The following is a 15,423-nucleotide window of genomic DNA, read 5'->3' as shown; positions in this document are numbered from 1 at the left end:
GCGCCGTCCGCGCATCGCAGCAGTCTTTCAGGGCCTGTTCTCCGCGCGAGGACAGGCCCTACTACCAGGAGTTTCCGTGGCTCGACCCAAAGCATCCCCCTCATCCACGCCGCACGCGCCCGACGAGGCACAAGCGCCCGCCGCGCCGGTGCTGGAACGCGGGCACCGGGTGCGGCTGGCGGACCAGCTTTACGGGCAGATCTTCGAACAGATCGTGTCCGGCGGACTGAACGTTGGCGACAAGCTGCCGTCCGAAAACGAAATCTCCGAACGCTTCGGCGTGTCGCGGCCCGTCGTGCGCGAAGCCTTGCTGCGCCTGCGCGCCGACGGCCTCATCACCGCGCACCAGGGCCTGGGTACGTTTGTCAGCCACCAGCCTGCGCCGCGCCTGAAGGCCTTCAACGATGTGCAGAATGTCAGCGCCTATCTGCGCGCCCAGGAGGTGCGTGTGGCGCTGGAGGGCGATGCCGCGCGTCTGGCGGCGCTGCGGCGCACCGACGATCAGCTTGGAAAGATTGCCGACGCTCACGCCGCGTTTGCCGACACGCTGGCAAAGGGACAGGTGTCCGCCGAAGCGGATCTGGCCTTTCATGCCAGCATTGCCGAGGCCAGCGGCAACGACTTCTATCTGGGCGTGCTGGAAAGCATCCATGAGTCCATCAGCGGATTCATGCGCCTGACGCTCAACCTGACGCGCACCGGCTCGCGCCAGCGCGCGCAGCGCGTTGTGGACGAACATGCCACCATCCTGGACGCCATCCGCGAACAGGACGGCGAACGCGCGCGCGTCGCCATGCAATTCCATCTGGGTCAGGCGCGGCACAGACTGGTCGACCGCGACCGGGACTGACCCCGCTGCCGACGCCCGCCACACCTACAAGACGACAGGAGACAGACAGTGTCAGGGAACGGAGCAAACGCCACGGCCGTGCCGGTGGAGCAGGTGCGAGAACAGATCCTGCAGGTGCTGATGGCATGGGGCATGGCCGAAGACCTTGCCCACATCACCGCGGGCCTGATGGCGCGCACGGACCTACTGGGCATCGATTCGCATGGCATCTCCATGCTGCCCGCCTATGAGGACAAATGGCGCGCCGGCACGTTGCGGCTGGACGCACGGGCCCGCGTGGTGCGCGACGGCGGCGCCAGCGCGCTGATCGACGGCATGGGCGGCCTGGGCTATCCGGTCGCCGCGCAGGCCATGAACCTGGCCGTGGACAAGGCGCTGGAACACGGCGTGGGCGCTGTCTCGGTCTGCAACTCGCACCACTTCGGCGCGGCCGGCGTCTATGCGCGCATCGCCGTCGAGCGCGGCGTGGTGGGACTGGTCACCAGCAGCGCCAACGGCGTCATCATGGTGCCCACGCGCGGCGCGATGCCGATGCTGGGCACCAATCCCATCGCGTTCGGTGCGCCCGCCGCCTACAACGAACCCTTCGTGCTCGACATGGCGACGACGACCGTCGCGGCCAACAAGGTCAAGGTCTACGACTTCCTGGACAAGCCGCTGCCGCCGGGCTGGGCGGTGGACGGGCAGGGCGCGCCGGTCACGGACGCGGATGCGGCCATGCAGTACATCTTCAAGCGCCCCGAGGGCGGCCTCACGCCGTTGGGCGGCACCACCGCCATGAGCAGCCACAAAGGCTATGGCCTGGCGATGATGGCGCAGATCCTGGGCGGCACGCTCAGCGGCAGCGCGTTCGCTGCGCGGCGTGCGGGTACGCGCGGCCCCGGCGAGCCCGACGACGTCGGACATTTCTTCCTGGCGCTCAACCCCGACGCCTTCCGCGCGGCCGGGTCGTTCGAAACCGACATGGACGACATGATCGACGCCATGCACGACACGCCGCCCGCCGATCCCGCCGAACCCGTGCTGGTGGCGGGCGAGCCCGAAGCGGCCGAGCGCATGCGCCGGCTGCGCGAGGGCATCCCGATTCCCGCAGCGCTGGCCGAACGCCTGCGCGGCATCTGCGAGCGCGCTGGCACGCCGTATCTGCTGGATCCCGCCTGACCGGTCGTGGCCCGCGCGCAAGAAGCCCGGGGCGCTTTGCGGTCCCGTGGCCATCGGATTCCAAGTTCACTTTTCAAGACATGAGGTCAGCAATGAATTCACCTCTTCCCAATCGCTTCCGGCAACGCATCCTGGCCCGCGAGCGGCTCATCGGATTCTGGATGTGCATGTCCAGCCACATCACCGCCGAACTCGTCGGCCTGGCGGATTTCGACTGGCTGCTTCTGGATGGCGAACACTCGCCCAACGAGGTGCCGATGTTCCTGCAGCAGCTCCAGGCCCTGCAGGGCAGCGCCAGCGCGGCCGTGGGGCGTCCGTCCTGGAATGATCCGGTCGAGATCAAGCGCCTGCTGGATATCGGCTTCTATAACCTCTTGATTCCCTTCATCGAATCCGAAGAAGATGCGCGCCGCGCGGTGGCCGCCACGCGCTACCCGCCGCAAGGCATTCGCGGCGTGGCGGGCGCGATGCGCAGCAACCGCTACGGCACGGTGCCGGACTATCTGCACACCATCAACGACAACATCTGCGTGCTGCTGCAGATCGAAAGCCGTCCGGGCATCGAGGCGGTGGACGAGATCGCCGCCGTCGAAGGCGTGGACGGCGTGTTCATTGGCCCGTCGGACCTTGCTGCGGGATTGGGTCATATTGGCAACCCCGGCCACCCCGAGGTGCAGGAGGCGATCCGCCACCTGCATCAGCGCGTGACTGCGCAAGGCAAGGCGGTGGGCATTCTGGCGCCCGTGCATGCCGACGCGCGCCGTTATCTGGACATGGGGATGCACTTCGTGGCCGTGGGGACCGACCTGGGCGTATTCAAGCAGGCGACCTTCGCATTGCGCGAGGCGTTCCCGACCTGATGTCTTGATGCGCCAGGCCCCCGTGGGGGCGCTGGCCGTTGCGAGCGAAACCGCTACGCCGGCGCCGGACAGGCAAACTGTCCGGCGCCGTCTGCATTTACAGGCGGCTTACTCTTCCAGCGCGAGCAGCTCGGCCACGGTCTGGCGGCGCCGGATCAGGCGTGCCTCGCCCTGGTCCAGCAGGACCTCCGGTGCGAGCGGTCGGCTGTTGTAGTTCGAGGACATCGACGAACCGTAAGCACCTGCGTTGTGAAAGACCATGAAGTCGCCGATGCGCGGACGAGGCAGCAACTGGTCGGTCATGACGCCGCCTTCGTTCTGCGTGAATACGTCGCCCGATTCGCACAGCGGGCCGGCCACCGCGATGCGCGTCTGCGGCGCGTCCTGCGGGTCGCTGCCGTCCGGCGCATGCACCGAGATCCGGTGATAGCTGCCATACATGGCCGGGCGCATCAGATCGTTGAAGCCGGCGTCAACCAGCGCGAAGTCGCGCTCGGGACGCCGGTTGATCGAATGCACTTCGGCGACCAGCACGCCGGACTCGGCGATCAGGAAGCGGCCGGGTTCGATCTCCAGGCGGATCTCATGACCCAGATACTGGGCAATGCGCTGACGCGCGGCATCCCATTGCTCGAAGTAGTGATCGCAGTCGATGCGCGGCTCGCCGTCACGGTAGGGGATAGACAGCCCGCCGCCCGCCGAAATAGCTTCGATGTCGTGATCCAGCGACTTCACCACGTCCACCATGGCGTCGCACACGCTGGAAAGATGGCCGTAGTCCACGCCCGAACCGATGTGCATGTGCACGCCCACCAGCTTCAGGCCGTGGCGGCGCACGATGGAGATCGCCTCGGCCACATCGTCGATCCAGATGCCGTGCTTGCTTTGCGGGCCGCCGGTGTTGGTCTTGTTGCTATGGCCGTGGCCAAAGCCCGGGTTGATGCGCAACCAGACGCGATGGCCCGGTGACGCCTGGCCGACACGCGACAGCATGTCCAGCGACCCGGCGTTGACCGTGATGCCGTGCTTGAGCGCGGTAGCCAGCGTGGCGTGGTCGATCAGGTCGGCCGTGAAGACGATGCCTTCCGGTTCGCTGCGCGGGTCGAAACCGGCGGCCAGGCTTCTTTCGATCTCGCCCAGGGACACCGCATCCACCACCACACCTTGCGCGCGCATCAGGCGCAGGATGTGCAGGTTCGAGCACGCCTTCTGCGCGTAGCGGATCGTGTCGAAGCGGCGCAGTTGGGCGATGCGTTCGCGGATGACGGCGGCGTCGTACACCCAAAGCGGCGTGCCGTGTTCGGCGGCAAGTTGGGTGAGCTGGCGCGGATCGAAGGTCATGATGAAAGGAACCCTGTGGGAAGTGAAGCGAAGGCGGCATGATGCCTGCGTTGGTCCATCCAGTAAAATGCTTTGATTTTCGACACCGATTCATTCCTGATATGGGGGGCGCGATGCTCACGCATCGGCATATCGAAGTCTTCCGCGCGGTGATGATCGCAGGCAGCGTGACGAAGGCCGCCGATCTGCTCAACACGTCGCAGCCCACCGTCAGCCGCGAACTGGCTCGGATGGAGCAAACGATCGGTTTCGCTCTCTTCGAACGGATTGCGGGGCGCCTGCGGGCCACGATGCCGGCGTTGGCGCTCTTTGAAGAGGTGCGGCAGTCCTACGCCGGTCTTGAGCGCGTGGCGTCCGCCGCGGCCCGTCTGCGGGCGTTTCGCGAAGGGCAGCTGTCGGTGATCACCCTGCCGGCGTTTTCGCATTCGATACTGCCTGATGCGTTTCAGCGTTTTCATGGCCAACACCCCGGTGTGAGTCTGTCAGTCGAAACCCAGGAGTCTCCGCTGCTCGAAGAGTGGCTGACAGCACAGCGCTATGACCTTGGCTTGACCGAACACGATGCCGCGCCCGCCGGCACCCGGCTGGAATTGCTGGTGCAGGTTGACGAGGTCTGCGTGCTGCCTGACGGCCATCCGCTGCTGGCGCGCGCGGCGGTCGAGCTGGCGGATTTTGAAGGGCATTCCTTCGTCAGTCTGTCCGCCAGCGATCCCTACCGCGTCCAGATCGACGAAGCGTTCGCCCAGGCGGGCGTCTTGCCCCGCTCCATTGTGGAAACGCCTACTGCGGTGTCGGTTTGCACATTCGTGCGGCAAGGACTGGGCCTGGCGATCGTCAATCCGCTGACCGCGCTGGACTTCGTGGGACGAGGGCTGCACATTCGGCCGCTGACACGGTCGTTTCCGTTCCGCGTGAATGTGGTGTTTCCTGAACACCGTCCCGGTAATCCGCTGGTCGGCGCGTTCATGGAATCGCTGCGAGACGCCGCGGCAGCCATCAAGGGCAGGCTGGCGGCAGCAGAATCCGCATGAAGCGGGGGAGGGCAAGCCCGAGAGGGGGGCGGCCCGGTAGGCAGGCTGAGCGCAGGTTCTGGACCTTGGGGGGCGCAGCGAACCGCTCAGCGAACCGTTCAGTCAATCGGCGCAGACAACAAAAAAGGATGCCCGTGGGCATCCTTCTTTATTTGCCGTATTCGTGTCGCCCCGGAAGAAAAGGGCGGCAGAATGGCTTAGGCCAGCGCCTTGATGGCGGCAGCCAGGCGGCTCTTGTGGCGAGCGGCCTTGTTCTTGTGGATGATGTTCTTGTCAGCCACGCGATCGATCACGCTGGTGGCCTTCTGGAACACTTCGCCAGCCGCAGCCTTGTCGCCAGCGGCGATGGATTGGCGAACGCGCTTGATGGCGGTGCGCAGCATCGAGCGCAGGCTGGAATTGTGCTTGTTGCGCTCAACGGATTGGCGAGCGCGCTTGCGGGCTTGGGCGGTATTGGCCATGTTGCTTTGTAAGTTGAATTCGGCAAAGTCGAACATTGTAGCAAGCCCCGTGGGGAATGCAAGCTTTTAATGTCGCTTTAACCGATGGAGCGCCCGTCAACCGGGCGGGAGGGCGCTGCTGGGAAGAATTCCCGGGTTGGAGAACCCTTGCGTCAGATCCTCTTGAAAACATGAGGAAAATTCGCGGCGCCTATCGATAAAACCAATGGACAAACCACTGGATAAAAACTAGGTGTCGAGTATACAACGGAAACCGCGCCGCCCGGCATACCTTCGGGGCGGACGTTGTCAGGCGGCGACGTTGATGGAGACGAACCAGGGCGTGAAACGGCGCACCTGGATGGGCATCTGGTCTTGCAGGCTGTCCAGCGCGGCGTCGGTGTCGTCCAACGGAAAATGGCCGGACACGGGCAAGCCGCCTGCGGCCATGGACACGCGCAAGGTGCCGCTGCGATAGGGGCGCAGCGCCGCGATGACTTCGCCCAGGGGACGGCCACGGGCCTCAACCCAGCCCGATTCCCAAGCGGCTTCGGCCATGAGCTCGGCGCGCGGCGTGTCCATGCGGGCATTGTCGAAGCGGGCACCGGTGCCGGCGCGAATGGTGCCGTGCGCCCCGGACATGGTCTCGACTTCGACTTCGTGTTCGTGCACCACGACGACCGTACGCTGCGCCTGCTGGCGCACCATGTAGCGGGTGCCGAGCGCGCGGACCGTGCCCTGGGCAGTCTGCACCAGGAAAGGACGGCGGGAATCGGGTGCGACCGACACCGTCACGGCGCCATCCAGCAGACGGACCTGACGATACGCAGGCGTGAAGTCCAGGTTGACGCGGCTGCGCGCGTCGAGCAAAAGCTGGCTGCCGTCCGACAGCAGGTAGCGGCGGCGCTCGCCCGTTGCGGTGGCCGCGTCGGCGGCAACGTTGTTCAGCGGGTAGAACGCATTGCCGACATAGGCAGCGGCCGCGCCGGTGCTGGCGAGCGCAAGCGCGCCAGTCAGAAAACGGCGGCGGGGCGGCACGATGGCGGCGGGTGGGGGCGGGATCAGCGACTGGGCAGCGGCCGCGGCGTCGCCACTGCCGGTGGCATAGGCGTCGCCAAGCCGGCCAAACGACGATCCTGCCAGGGTGCCCGTCAGTTGCTGCCAGGCGTTTTCATGGACAGGGTCAGCCGCTCGCCAAGCCAGGAAGTCGTTGTAGTCTTGGGCCGTTGCCTTGCCGGAGCGCAGCAGCAGCAGCCAATTGATCACCTGGTCCGCCATGGGTTGTCCTTGGGCGTACTTCAATTCATGCTTCCCGCAGGCAGGGGCCTACAGGGGGTCCTCTCAGTGGCAATTTTTAAATCATAAAGGTTTTTTACCAAAGATTACGGGGTGGTTGTCAATTCTTGAAGAAATTAATGCGAAAAGCCGGCGTTTGGCCGGCTTTTTGAAGGCAATGTAGCCCGAACAGGCGGAATTACTGCTTCGGGCGTCGTCCGAAGTCCCTGGGGCGAAATCCAAACAGTAACAACATTCCGAAGTACACCACGCCGCTTGCCGCCAGCACGCCGGCCAGCAAGAGGACACGCTGGCCGGAGTGCGTTTGCAGCGAGATCCAGTCGATCCGTGTGTCCGCATACCAGAGCAGCGCCGCCAGCCCGGCCAGCGCGGGCACCAGGCGCAGGGCAAACGCAGTCCAGCCGGCACCCGGCATGTACACGCCCCGCCGCCGCAGCCCGATCAGGAGCGCCAGCGCGTTCAGGCAGGCGCCCAGGCCAATGGCCAAGGCGAGCCCCGCGTGGGCCAGCGTCGGCACCAGCATCACGTTCAGCAGCTGCGTCACCACCAGCACGGCGATGGCAATCTTCACGGGCGTGCGGATGTCCTGCTTGGCATAGAAGCCGGGGGCCAGGATCTTGACCGCCAGCAGGCCAATCAGCCCGGCAGAGTAGGAGATGACGGCCAGGCGCGTCTGCAGCACGTCCTGGGCGCTGAAGGCGCCGTAATGAAACAGCGTGGCGACAAGGCCGTCCGACAGCATTGCCATGCCCACCGCCGCGGGCAGCCCCAGCAGCAGTACCAGGCGCAGGCCCCAGTCGAGCAGCGCGCTGTAGCCGCCGTGGTCGTCGCGGGCATGCGCCGCGGACAGGCTGGGCAGCAGGACGGTGCCCAGCGCCACGCCCAGCAGCGCCGTGGGAAATTCCATGAGGCGGTCGGCGAACGACAGCCACGTCACGCTGCCCGGCGTGAGCCACGTCGCGATATTGGTGTTGATCAAGAGCGAGATCTGCGCCACCGACACGCCCAGCGTGGCGGGCGCCATCTGCTTGAGGATGCGCTGCACGGTCGGATCGGCCCAGGCCTGCCCAAAGCGCAGCGAAAAACGTGGCGTCAGGCCCAGGCGCGCCAGGGCCATCCATTGCACGGCCAATTGCAGCACCCCGCCGATCATGACGCCGACGGCCAGCGCGTAGACCGGGACGTCCATGCGCGGCGCAAGCCAGATGCAGGCGCCGATCATGGACAGGTTCAGCAGCACGGGCGTGAAAGCGGGCACTGCAAAGCGCCGCCACGTATTGAGCACGCCGGACGCGAAGGCGATCAGCGACATGCAGAGGATGTACGGGAACATCATCCGCGTCATCCAGACCGCCGCGCCGAATTCGGTGTCGCGCGCCGCACCCCGCAGGCCGCTGGCCATGGCGGACACCACCCAGGGCGCCGCGACGATGCCGATCAGCGTGACCAGCATCAAGGCGGCGGTCAACAGCAGGGCCACGCGGTCCAGCAGTGTGCGGACTTCTTCTTCGGAGCGGTTGTTGCGCGCGGCGCCCAGGATGGGGACGAAGGCCTGGGCGAAGGCGCCCTCGGCGAACAGGCGGCGCAGCAGATTGGGAATGCGGAAAGCGACCCAGAAGGCGTCGGTAATAGGGCCGGCGCCAAACGCGCGGGCCACCAGGATGTCGCGGATCAGGCCGGAAATGCGGGACAGCAAGGTGAAACTGCTGACCGTGGCCGCCGAACGGAACAGGCTCATGGGTGGACTACTGAAGTGAAAAGCGGGCCGGATCGCCGCGTTGATGGGGACGGAATGCCGGCCATCTGCAGGGCCGGCATTGCAAGGCCGGCCCCTTTGGACCGGCCCGTACGGACCGGCCATGAAGCTGAGTTACTTCGGCGGCATGCGGATGGCGCCGTCGAGACGGATGGTTTCGCCGTTCAGCATGTCGTTGGTGATGATGCTGTGGACCAGCTTGGCGTAGTCTTCCGGGCGGCCCAGGCGCGCGGGGAAGGGGATGCTGGCGGCCAGCGAGTCCTGCACTTCCTGCGGCATGCCGAAGATCATCGGGGTGCCGAAGATGCCCGGGGCGATGGTCATGCAGCGGATGCCGGTCTTGGACAGGTCGCGCGCGATCGGCAGCGTCATGCCCGCAACGCCTGCCTTGGACGCGGCATAGGCCGCCTGGCCGATCTGGCCGTCAAAGGCAGCGACGGATGCCGTGTTGATCATCACGCCGCGTTCGCCGGTGGGCTCGGGCGTATTGGCGCTCATGGCCTCGGCGGCCAGACGCATCATGTTGAAGCTGCCGATCAGGTTGATCGACACGACCTTCTGAAAGAGTTCCAGCGGGTGTGCGCCATTCTTGCCGACGATCTTGGCGGCGGGAGCCACACCCGCGCAGTTGACCAGACCAAACAGCGAGCCCAGTTCCAGCGCGGCGGCCACGACCTTCTTGCCGTCGGCTTCCTGCGTCACGTCGCAGTGCACGTAGCGCTGGCCGAGTTCCTTGGCGAGGGCTTCGCCCGGCTCGTCCTGCAGGTCGGCAATGACGACCTGGGCGCCATGTTCGACCAGCATGCGGGCGGTGCCGGCGCCCAGGCCGGATGCGCCGCCGGTAACGATGAATACCTTGTTCGCGATTTCCATGTGTGTACCACCAGATCAGTTCAAGGGAAGGAAGGCGGCGCGCCGGGCGCCGGATGCAACAAGGCCTTCGGGCCTGGGCCGGGACGCGCTGCGTCCGGCCGGCGCCGAAGGCCTTTGGGCCATCGAGACGCCGATCAGCTTTGAACGGCTTCGAAAAGGCGCGACTTGATTTCGTCGACGGCGCCCACGCCCGAGATCTTGCGGTACTTCGGGGCAGCAACGGAATCTTGCTGCGCCCAGGCCGAGTAGTAGTCGACCAGGGGCCGCGTCTGCTCGCGGTACACCGACAGGCGGTGGCGCACGGTTTCCTCGCGGTCGTCGTCACGCTGGACGAGGTCTTCGCCGGTGACGTCGTCCTTGCCTTCGGTCTTGGGCGGGTTGAAGCGCACGTGGTAGCTGCGGCCGCTGGGCTGGTGCACGCGGCGTCCGCTCATGCGTTCGATGATGTCTTCTTCGGGGACGGCGATTTCCACGACGTAGTCCAGCTTGACGCCGGCGCTCTTGAGCGCGTCGGCCTGCGGGATGGTGCGGGGAAAACCGTCGAACAGGTAACCGTTGGCGCAGTCGGGCTGCGTCAGGCGGTCTTGCACCAGGCCGATGATGATCTCGTCGGAAACCAGGCCGCCGGCGTCCATGACCTTCTTGGCTTCAATACCCAGCGGGGTGCCCGCCTTCACCGCGGCGCGCAGCATGTCGCCGGTGGAAATCTGGGGAATGCCGAAGTGCTGCGTTAGAAACGCGGCCTGGGTGCCTTTGCCGGCGCCGGGGGGTCCGAGCAAGATGAGACGCATGAGTGCTCCTGAAGGGGTTTATTTTTTGTGATCCGGGGGATTATGCCGCAACGCAGCAGCCAATGCGGGGCTGCGCCATGGGAAATAACCCTTATATCTGATTGCTGTAGATCAAGCGGACGCGCTCGAGATCGGCCGGGGTATCTACCCCACCTGCAGGAGGCGTCGACGCCCGATGGACGACGATGACGTGGCCGTGTTCCATGGCTCGCAATTGCTCCAGCGATTCGAAGCGTTCCAGCGCGCCTTGCGGCAGGGTCGGGAAGCGGCGCAGGAACGACGCGCGGTAGGCGTACAGGCCGATGTGATGCCAGGCAGGCAGCCCCTGCGCCAGCACACGTTCGCCGCCGGCCAGCGCGTCCCGCGCCCAGGGAATGGGGGCGCGCGAAAAATACAGCGCGCGGTCGTCCGCGGCGCAGACCAGCTTGACGACGTTGGGATTGAACAGCGCCTCGGCGTCGGCCAGGGGGCAGGCACAGGTGGCGATGTCAGCCTGCGGATACGCTTGCAGCTTGGCCGCCACCGCGTCGATGAGTTCGGGTTCGATCAGGGGCTCGTCGCCCTGCACGTTCACCACGATGGCGTCGTCGGGCAGGCCAAGCTGCTCGACCGCTTCGGCCAACCGGTCGGTGCCGGTGGGGTGATCGCCACGGGTCATCAGGGCGCGCAAGCCGTGCGCCTGCGCCGCCTGCTGCACGCGCCCGTCATCGGTGGCGATGAAGATCTGCGAGGCGCGGGACAGGGCAGCACGGTCGGCGGTGCGCACGACCATGGGCTTGCCGGCGATGTCGGCCAGCGGCTTGTCGGGCAACCGGGTCGACGCGGTGCGTGCCGGGATGATGGCGATGAAGCTCACGATGCGGCGTTCAGCGAGGGGCGGCGGTGTCGTCCAGCGCGCGGGCCTCGGATTCCAGCATGACCGGAATGCCGTCGCGCAGCGGGAAGGCCAGCCGGTCCGCACGGCAGACCAGTTCGGCCTGCTGCCGGTCGTGTTCGAGGCGGCCCTTGCACAAGGGGCAAACGAGGATGTCGAGAAGGCGGGATTCCATGACCGCGATTCTAAAACAGTTTTGCCGCCGGGCAGCGTGCGGCGCGTCGGGGTTGCGGCAAGCGGCCTGTTACGCCGTTGGGCTGCGGCCCCGGTTTTCGCTTGCACCGTTCTGCTCACGACCCGGGCGCTCTTTGCAAGCGCGCAGCGCGTCGGCCAGCCAATCAAAGAGCCTTGGGTCGGAGAACGCGGCTTGCACCGGCACTTCCCACAAGCGGGGATCGTTCAAGGCGCCGCATTTGATGGCGTCCTTAGCGGTCACCAGGATGATGTCGGCGTCCAGCGCCTGGAAGGGTGACGTAGCGTAGTCGTGGTGATCGGGCAGGGGAAGCGTTGCGGACAGCGTGATGCCGGCTGATCGCAGCGTGGTGAAAAAGCGCTCCGGATTGCCGATGCCGGCTGCGGCCGCGATGCGGGGCTGGCCGGCAAAGGCGGACAGCGGCTGCGTGGCCTGTCCCCCGATATGGCGCGCCAGGCTGGGTTCGAGCCACATCTGGATATGGCGCGGCCGGGTGTCTGCCACCGTTGGGAGGCGGCCGTCATGCTGCGAAGGCGCCTCAACGGTGTCAGACACTGCAGTCGAGGCGCCGGGCGTGCCGATATTCGTGACCACGGCGTCCACGTCGGCCAGACGGCTGGCGGGTTCGCGCAGCGGGCCGGCGGGCAGCAGGCGCCGGTTGCCCACGCCGCGCTGGTCCTGCACCACGATTTCGATGTCCCGTGCTAACGCCAGATGTTGCAGGCCGTCGTCCGAGACGATGACATCGACCTTCGGATGCGCCTGCAGCAACACCTGGGCGGCGAGGGCGCGCTTGGGGTGGATGCACACGGGGGCGCCGGTGGCGCGCGCGATCAGCGCGGGTTCGTCGCCGAATCGAGCGGCTTCCAGGTCGCCCAGCCCCACCCGCGGATGGGGACCGACCTTGACGCCATAACCCCGGCTGACCACACCGGGCGTGTAGCCGCGGGCCCGCAGGTTCTCGACGGTGGCGATCACCATGGGCGTCTTGCCTGTGCCGCCCACGAAGATATTGCCGATCACGACCACGGGCACGGGCGGCCGGTAGGACACCTTGGCGCCGCTGGCGTAGCGCGCGCGCTTGCGCTCGACCGCCCAGGCGGTCAGCGCGGACAGCGGGCGCAGGGCGGTGGACAGCCAGCCGCCGCGCTGCCATTGGCGGGCCAGCAGTGATGCGCGTCGGGTTTTCAACGGTTGGTCTGGGCGGCGAAATTGACGCGGCCGATGCCGGCAAGGCGCGCGGCTTCCATGATGTTGATCACGGACTGGTGGGTGGCCTGGGCGTCGGCATTGATGATGACGAGCGGCTCGGTCTTGCCGGCCGCGGCCTGGCGCAGGGCGTCGGCGATTTCGGGCGGCGTGGAGACGTCGATCAGGGTCCCGTTCAGGGCGTAGCGGCCATCCTGGCTGACCGCGACTTCCAGCGCGGGCGGCGTGTCCTGTTCGGACGATGCCTGGGGCAACGTCACCTTCAACTGCGTGAACCGGGTGAACGACGTGGTGGCCGCCAGAAAGATGAGGATGACCAGCAGGACGTCGATGAGCGGAATCAGGTTGATGTCCAGCTCATCGCGGTCGCCCCGGGAACCGCGGAAATTCATGGGCGGGCCTCGCGGGAGGCGCGCGCCGGCGCAAGGGCACGGATCAGGCGCGATGCAGCCTGTTCCATGGCGTTGAGGTAGCCGTCCACGCGGCCGCGCAGATAGCGGTGCGCAATCATGGCGGGAATGGCGATCAGAATGCCGAAACCGGTGTTGTAGAGCGCGATCGAAATGCCGCGCGCCAGTTGGGCGGGGTCGCCGCCGCCGGGCGTGTAGGAGCCGAAGATTTCGATCATGCCGACGACCGTGCCGAACAGGCCCATCAGCGGGGCGACGACGGCGATGGTGCCGATGGCGGAAATGTAGCGGCTGAGATCATGCGCGACGGCGCGGCCAGTGTCTTCGACCACGTTGCGCAATTCTTCGCGCGGCAAGTGGCGGTGGCGCATCACTTCGGCCAGCACGCGGCCCAGCGGCGAATTGCGTTCCAGCCGGTGGATCGAGTCTGGCGTGTCCTGGTGATTGCGCAGCATTTCGGCGACCTGCTCGTTCAGGCCGCGCGGCATCACCAGGTTTCGGCGCAGGGACAAAAAGCGCTCGAAGATCAGCGCCAGGCCCAGCACGGATGTCGCCAGCAGGGGCCAGATGGGCCAGCCGGCCTCGCGCAGAATGGAAAGCAAAGCGGTCAACTCCTGAGGAGCCGAAGGCGCCGCAAGCGGCGCACAGTGGCATCTGAATAAGCCGAAACTGTAACGGTGCGGCGCGTATGTGGCAAGGCAGGGGAAGACCCGAATTATCCACAGAATCTGTGGATAATTCTGTGTAGAACTCAGCCGGAAGGCTTATGGGCACGGGGCTTGCGCTTGTTTGCTTCAAATGCGCGCACTGCCGTGTCCTATATAAGCCCTTATAAATCAATGACTTGCACCGAATTTGCTGGCTTTCTGGGCAGTTCGTGCAAATTTCTGCGAACGCGGTATCATTGCGCCCCGCTCCGCCTGCCCTGTGGACAGGTTCGCATCGGAAAGCCCCATGACAATTGAGCTCCCAGTCACAAACAACGCATTTGCGCGGGAAATCCTTACAGTTGCCCAGCTAAACCAAGCAGTGGGGCAGTTGCTGGAACGCAGCATCCCGGCGCTGTGGGTTCGCGGCGAGATTTCCAACTTCACGCAGGCGGCGTCCGGGCATTGGTACTTCACGCTCAAGGACAGCCGGGCCTCCGTGCGGGCCGTCATGTTCCGCAGCCGCGCTAGCGCCGTGGGCTTCGTGCCCCGGGCGGGCGACCAGGTCGAGATCCGGGCGCGCGTTTCCCTGTACGAACCGCGGGGCGACTATCAGCTCCAGGCTGACGCCATGCGGCGGGCAGGATTAGGGAATCTGTACGAGGCTTTTTTGCGCCTCAAAGAGCAACTGGCCTCCGAGGGGCTGTTCGATCCGGCCCGCAAGCGCGAGCCCGTCCGTCTGCCCCGCGCGATCGGGGTGATCACCTCGCTGCATGCGGCAGCGCTGCGCGACGTGCTGTCGGCCCTGGCCCGGCGGGCGCCGCAGGTGCCGGTCATCATCTATCCGGCCCCGGTTCAGGGGGCGGATGCCGCCAACAAGCTGGCCGCGCAGTTGCGTCTGGCCAACGAGCGGGCCGAGGTCGATACGCTCCTGCTGGTGCGGGGCGGCGGCAGCATCGAAGACCTCTGGAGCTTCAACGACGAAGACCTGGCGCGCCAGGTGGCGGTCAGTGAGATTCCCGTCATCAGCGGCGTGGGTCACGAAACCGACTTCACCATCGTGGACTTCGTGTCCGACCTGCGGGCGCCCACGCCCACCGCCGCGGCCGAACTGGCCTGCGCGCCGCGCGCCGAATTGCTGGGCCGCGTCATGCAGACACTGCAAACCATGGTGCGCGGCCAGCAGCGCCGGCTGGAGCGGGCAGCGCAGCGCCTGGACCGCGCCACCGCGCAGTTGGTGTCCCCGGCACAACGCCTGCAACACCAGCGCGAGCGCTTGAACAGCCTGCAATACCGACTGGCGTCGGCCTGGTCCGCGCCGCAAGGCCGGCGCGCCGCGCGCGTCAATCTGCTGGCGCAGCGCCTTAGCCATCGCGTGCCGGATACGGGCAGGGCCGCCGAACGTCTGGCGGGCGCCGTGCGTCAACTGGGGCAGGCCCATGCCCGCCTGCTGGTGCAGCGGCGTAATCGCCTTGCCGCCGCCTCGGCGCAACTGCGCGCCCTGGATCCGGGCAATACGCTGGCGCGCGGTTACGCGATCGCCCGCGACGCGGAGGGCCGCATTGTTCGTGACGCGGCCGCGCTGTCGGCGGGCCAGCCGCTCGACCTGAGCTTCGCGCAGGGCGGGGCGCAGGTCCAGGTGCAATCCACGCGTTCCACGCGCGACCCAAGCTAGTTTTTCCGCGAGCCCC

16 protein-coding genes are annotated in these 15,423 nt (G+C 66.5%); 5 read left to right on the top strand and 11 right to left on the bottom strand.

Annotation, left to right across the window (positions count from 1 at the left end; genetic code table 11):
* Positions 1-76: 76 nt before the first annotated feature.
* The 3 genes from AB3147_RS17670 to garL all read left to right on the top strand — a co-directional run bounded on the left by AB3147_RS17670 (position 77) and on the right by garL (position 2,871).
* Positions 77-850, top strand: a complete 774-nt coding sequence (locus AB3147_RS17670; protein ID WP_370633056.1) for a FadR/GntR family transcriptional regulator — start codon at positions 77-79, stop codon at positions 848-850.
* Between the two features lie 48 nt (positions 851-898).
* Positions 899-2,011 carry an Ldh family oxidoreductase gene (locus AB3147_RS17665; RefSeq protein WP_367352586.1) on the top strand — a complete coding sequence of 371 codons (1,113 nt, stop codon included), beginning with the start codon at positions 899-901 and terminating at the stop codon, positions 2,009-2,011.
* Positions 2,012-2,103: 92 nt separating this feature from the next.
* On the top strand, positions 2,104-2,871 hold the full coding sequence (garL, locus tag AB3147_RS17660) for a 2-dehydro-3-deoxyglucarate aldolase (RefSeq protein WP_367352585.1): 768 nt from the start codon (positions 2,104-2,106) through the stop codon (positions 2,869-2,871).
* 108 nt (positions 2,872-2,979) lie between these two features.
* On the opposite strand, the gene lysA is transcribed toward garL, so the two are convergent.
* Entirely contained in the window at positions 2,980-4,212 is a 1,233-nt protein-coding gene (lysA, locus tag AB3147_RS17655) for a diaminopimelate decarboxylase (RefSeq protein ID WP_175138402.1), read from the bottom strand.
* 113 nt (positions 4,213-4,325) lie between these two features.
* Between lysA and AB3147_RS17650 the strand changes: the two genes are divergently transcribed.
* A complete protein-coding gene (locus AB3147_RS17650; protein WP_367352584.1) occupies positions 4,326-5,243 on the top strand; it encodes a LysR family transcriptional regulator in 918 nt (305 codons plus the stop codon).
* Positions 5,244-5,440: 197 nt separating this feature from the next.
* Here AB3147_RS17650 and rpsT read toward each other — a convergent pair whose 3' ends face one another.
* From rpsT to AB3147_RS17600, 10 genes are all read right to left on the bottom strand, one after another.
* Positions 5,441-5,704 carry a 30S ribosomal protein S20 gene (gene rpsT, locus AB3147_RS17645; protein ID WP_043542310.1) on the bottom strand — a complete coding sequence of 88 codons (264 nt, stop codon included), beginning with the start codon at positions 5,702-5,704 and terminating at the stop codon, positions 5,441-5,443.
* A gap of 288 nt (positions 5,705-5,992) precedes the next feature.
* Positions 5,993-6,961, bottom strand: coding sequence for a FecR domain-containing protein (locus AB3147_RS17640; RefSeq protein ID WP_175123488.1), 969 nt, complete (start codon positions 6,959-6,961; stop codon positions 5,993-5,995).
* A 196-nt stretch (positions 6,962-7,157) separates the two neighbouring features.
* Entirely contained in the window at positions 7,158-8,717 is a 1,560-nt protein-coding gene (gene murJ / locus AB3147_RS17635; protein ID WP_367352583.1) for a murein biosynthesis integral membrane protein MurJ, read from the bottom strand.
* A gap of 132 nt (positions 8,718-8,849) precedes the next feature.
* The gene (locus AB3147_RS17630) at positions 8,850-9,608 is read right to left on the bottom strand and encodes a 3-hydroxyacyl-CoA dehydrogenase (protein ID WP_367352582.1); all 759 of its coding nucleotides are present in this window, start codon (positions 9,606-9,608) and stop codon (positions 8,850-8,852) included.
* Between the two features lie 134 nt (positions 9,609-9,742).
* Positions 9,743-10,399, bottom strand: coding sequence for an adenylate kinase (gene adk, locus AB3147_RS17625; protein ID WP_367352581.1), 657 nt, complete (start codon positions 10,397-10,399; stop codon positions 9,743-9,745).
* Between the two features lie 91 nt (positions 10,400-10,490).
* Positions 10,491-11,255 carry a 3-deoxy-manno-octulosonate cytidylyltransferase gene (gene kdsB, locus AB3147_RS17620; RefSeq protein WP_175123484.1) on the bottom strand — a complete coding sequence of 255 codons (765 nt, stop codon included), beginning with the start codon at positions 11,253-11,255 and terminating at the stop codon, positions 10,491-10,493.
* Between the two features lie 10 nt (positions 11,256-11,265).
* Positions 11,266-11,448, bottom strand: a complete 183-nt coding sequence (locus tag AB3147_RS17615; protein ID WP_175123483.1) for a Trm112 family protein — start codon at positions 11,446-11,448, stop codon at positions 11,266-11,268.
* Positions 11,449-11,517: 69 nt separating this feature from the next.
* On the bottom strand, positions 11,518-12,657 hold the full coding sequence (gene lpxK, locus AB3147_RS17610) for a tetraacyldisaccharide 4'-kinase (RefSeq protein WP_367352580.1): 1,140 nt from the start codon (positions 12,655-12,657) through the stop codon (positions 11,518-11,520).
* Entirely contained in the window at positions 12,654-13,067 is a 414-nt protein-coding gene (locus AB3147_RS17605; RefSeq protein ID WP_175123481.1) for an ExbD/TolR family protein, read from the bottom strand. Before AB3147_RS17605 ends, lpxK begins: the two co-directional genes overlap by 4 nt.
* Positions 13,064-13,687 (bottom strand): MotA/TolQ/ExbB proton channel family protein, encoded by a 624-nt coding sequence (locus AB3147_RS17600; protein WP_175138397.1) that lies wholly within the window; start codon positions 13,685-13,687, stop codon positions 13,064-13,066. Before AB3147_RS17600 ends, AB3147_RS17605 begins: the two co-directional genes overlap by 4 nt.
* 352 nt (positions 13,688-14,039) lie before the next feature.
* Here AB3147_RS17600 and xseA point away from each other — a divergent pair, with 352 nt between their 5' ends.
* Positions 14,040-15,407 (top strand): exodeoxyribonuclease VII large subunit, encoded by a 1,368-nt coding sequence (gene xseA, locus AB3147_RS17595; RefSeq protein WP_175123479.1) that lies wholly within the window; start codon positions 14,040-14,042, stop codon positions 15,405-15,407.
* Positions 15,408-15,423: the final 16 nt, after the last annotated feature.

The sequence above is a fragment of the Achromobacter animicus genome, assembly GCF_040775605.1.
GTDB lineage: Bacteria > Pseudomonadota > Gammaproteobacteria > Burkholderiales > Burkholderiaceae_B > Achromobacter > Achromobacter animicus.
This window is presented reverse-complemented; position numbering and strand designations above follow the sequence as displayed.

Excerpts from the sequence above, each read along its gene's own strand:
- lysA (WP_175138402.1), bottom strand. The coding sequence starts at position 4,212 with ATGACCTTCGATCCGCGCCAGCTCACCCAACTTGCCGCCGAACACGGC.
- AB3147_RS17605 (WP_175123481.1), bottom strand. The coding sequence starts at position 13,067 with ATGAATTTCCGCGGTTCCCGGGGCGACCGCGATGAGCTGGACATCAAC.
- AB3147_RS17615 (WP_175123483.1), bottom strand. The coding sequence starts at position 11,448 with ATGGAATCCCGCCTTCTCGACATCCTCGTTTGCCCCTTGTGCAAGGGC.
- AB3147_RS17640 (WP_175123488.1), bottom strand. The coding sequence starts at position 6,961 with ATGGCGGACCAGGTGATCAATTGGCTGCTGCTGCTGCGCTCCGGCAAG.
- AB3147_RS17630 (WP_367352582.1), bottom strand. The coding sequence starts at position 9,608 with ATGGAAATCGCGAACAAGGTATTCATCGTTACCGGCGGCGCATCCGGC.
- adk (WP_367352581.1), bottom strand. The coding sequence starts at position 10,399 with ATGCGTCTCATCTTGCTCGGACCCCCCGGCGCCGGCAAAGGCACCCAG.
- rpsT (WP_043542310.1), bottom strand. The coding sequence starts at position 5,704 with ATGGCCAATACCGCCCAAGCCCGCAAGCGCGCTCGCCAATCCGTTGAG.
- garL (WP_367352585.1), top strand. The coding sequence starts at position 2,104 with ATGAATTCACCTCTTCCCAATCGCTTCCGGCAACGCATCCTGGCCCGC.
- xseA (WP_175123479.1), top strand. The coding sequence starts at position 14,040 with ATGACAATTGAGCTCCCAGTCACAAACAACGCATTTGCGCGGGAAATC.
- AB3147_RS17650 (WP_367352584.1), top strand. The coding sequence starts at position 4,326 with ATGCTCACGCATCGGCATATCGAAGTCTTCCGCGCGGTGATGATCGCA.
- murJ (WP_367352583.1), bottom strand. The coding sequence starts at position 8,717 with ATGAGCCTGTTCCGTTCGGCGGCCACGGTCAGCAGTTTCACCTTGCTG.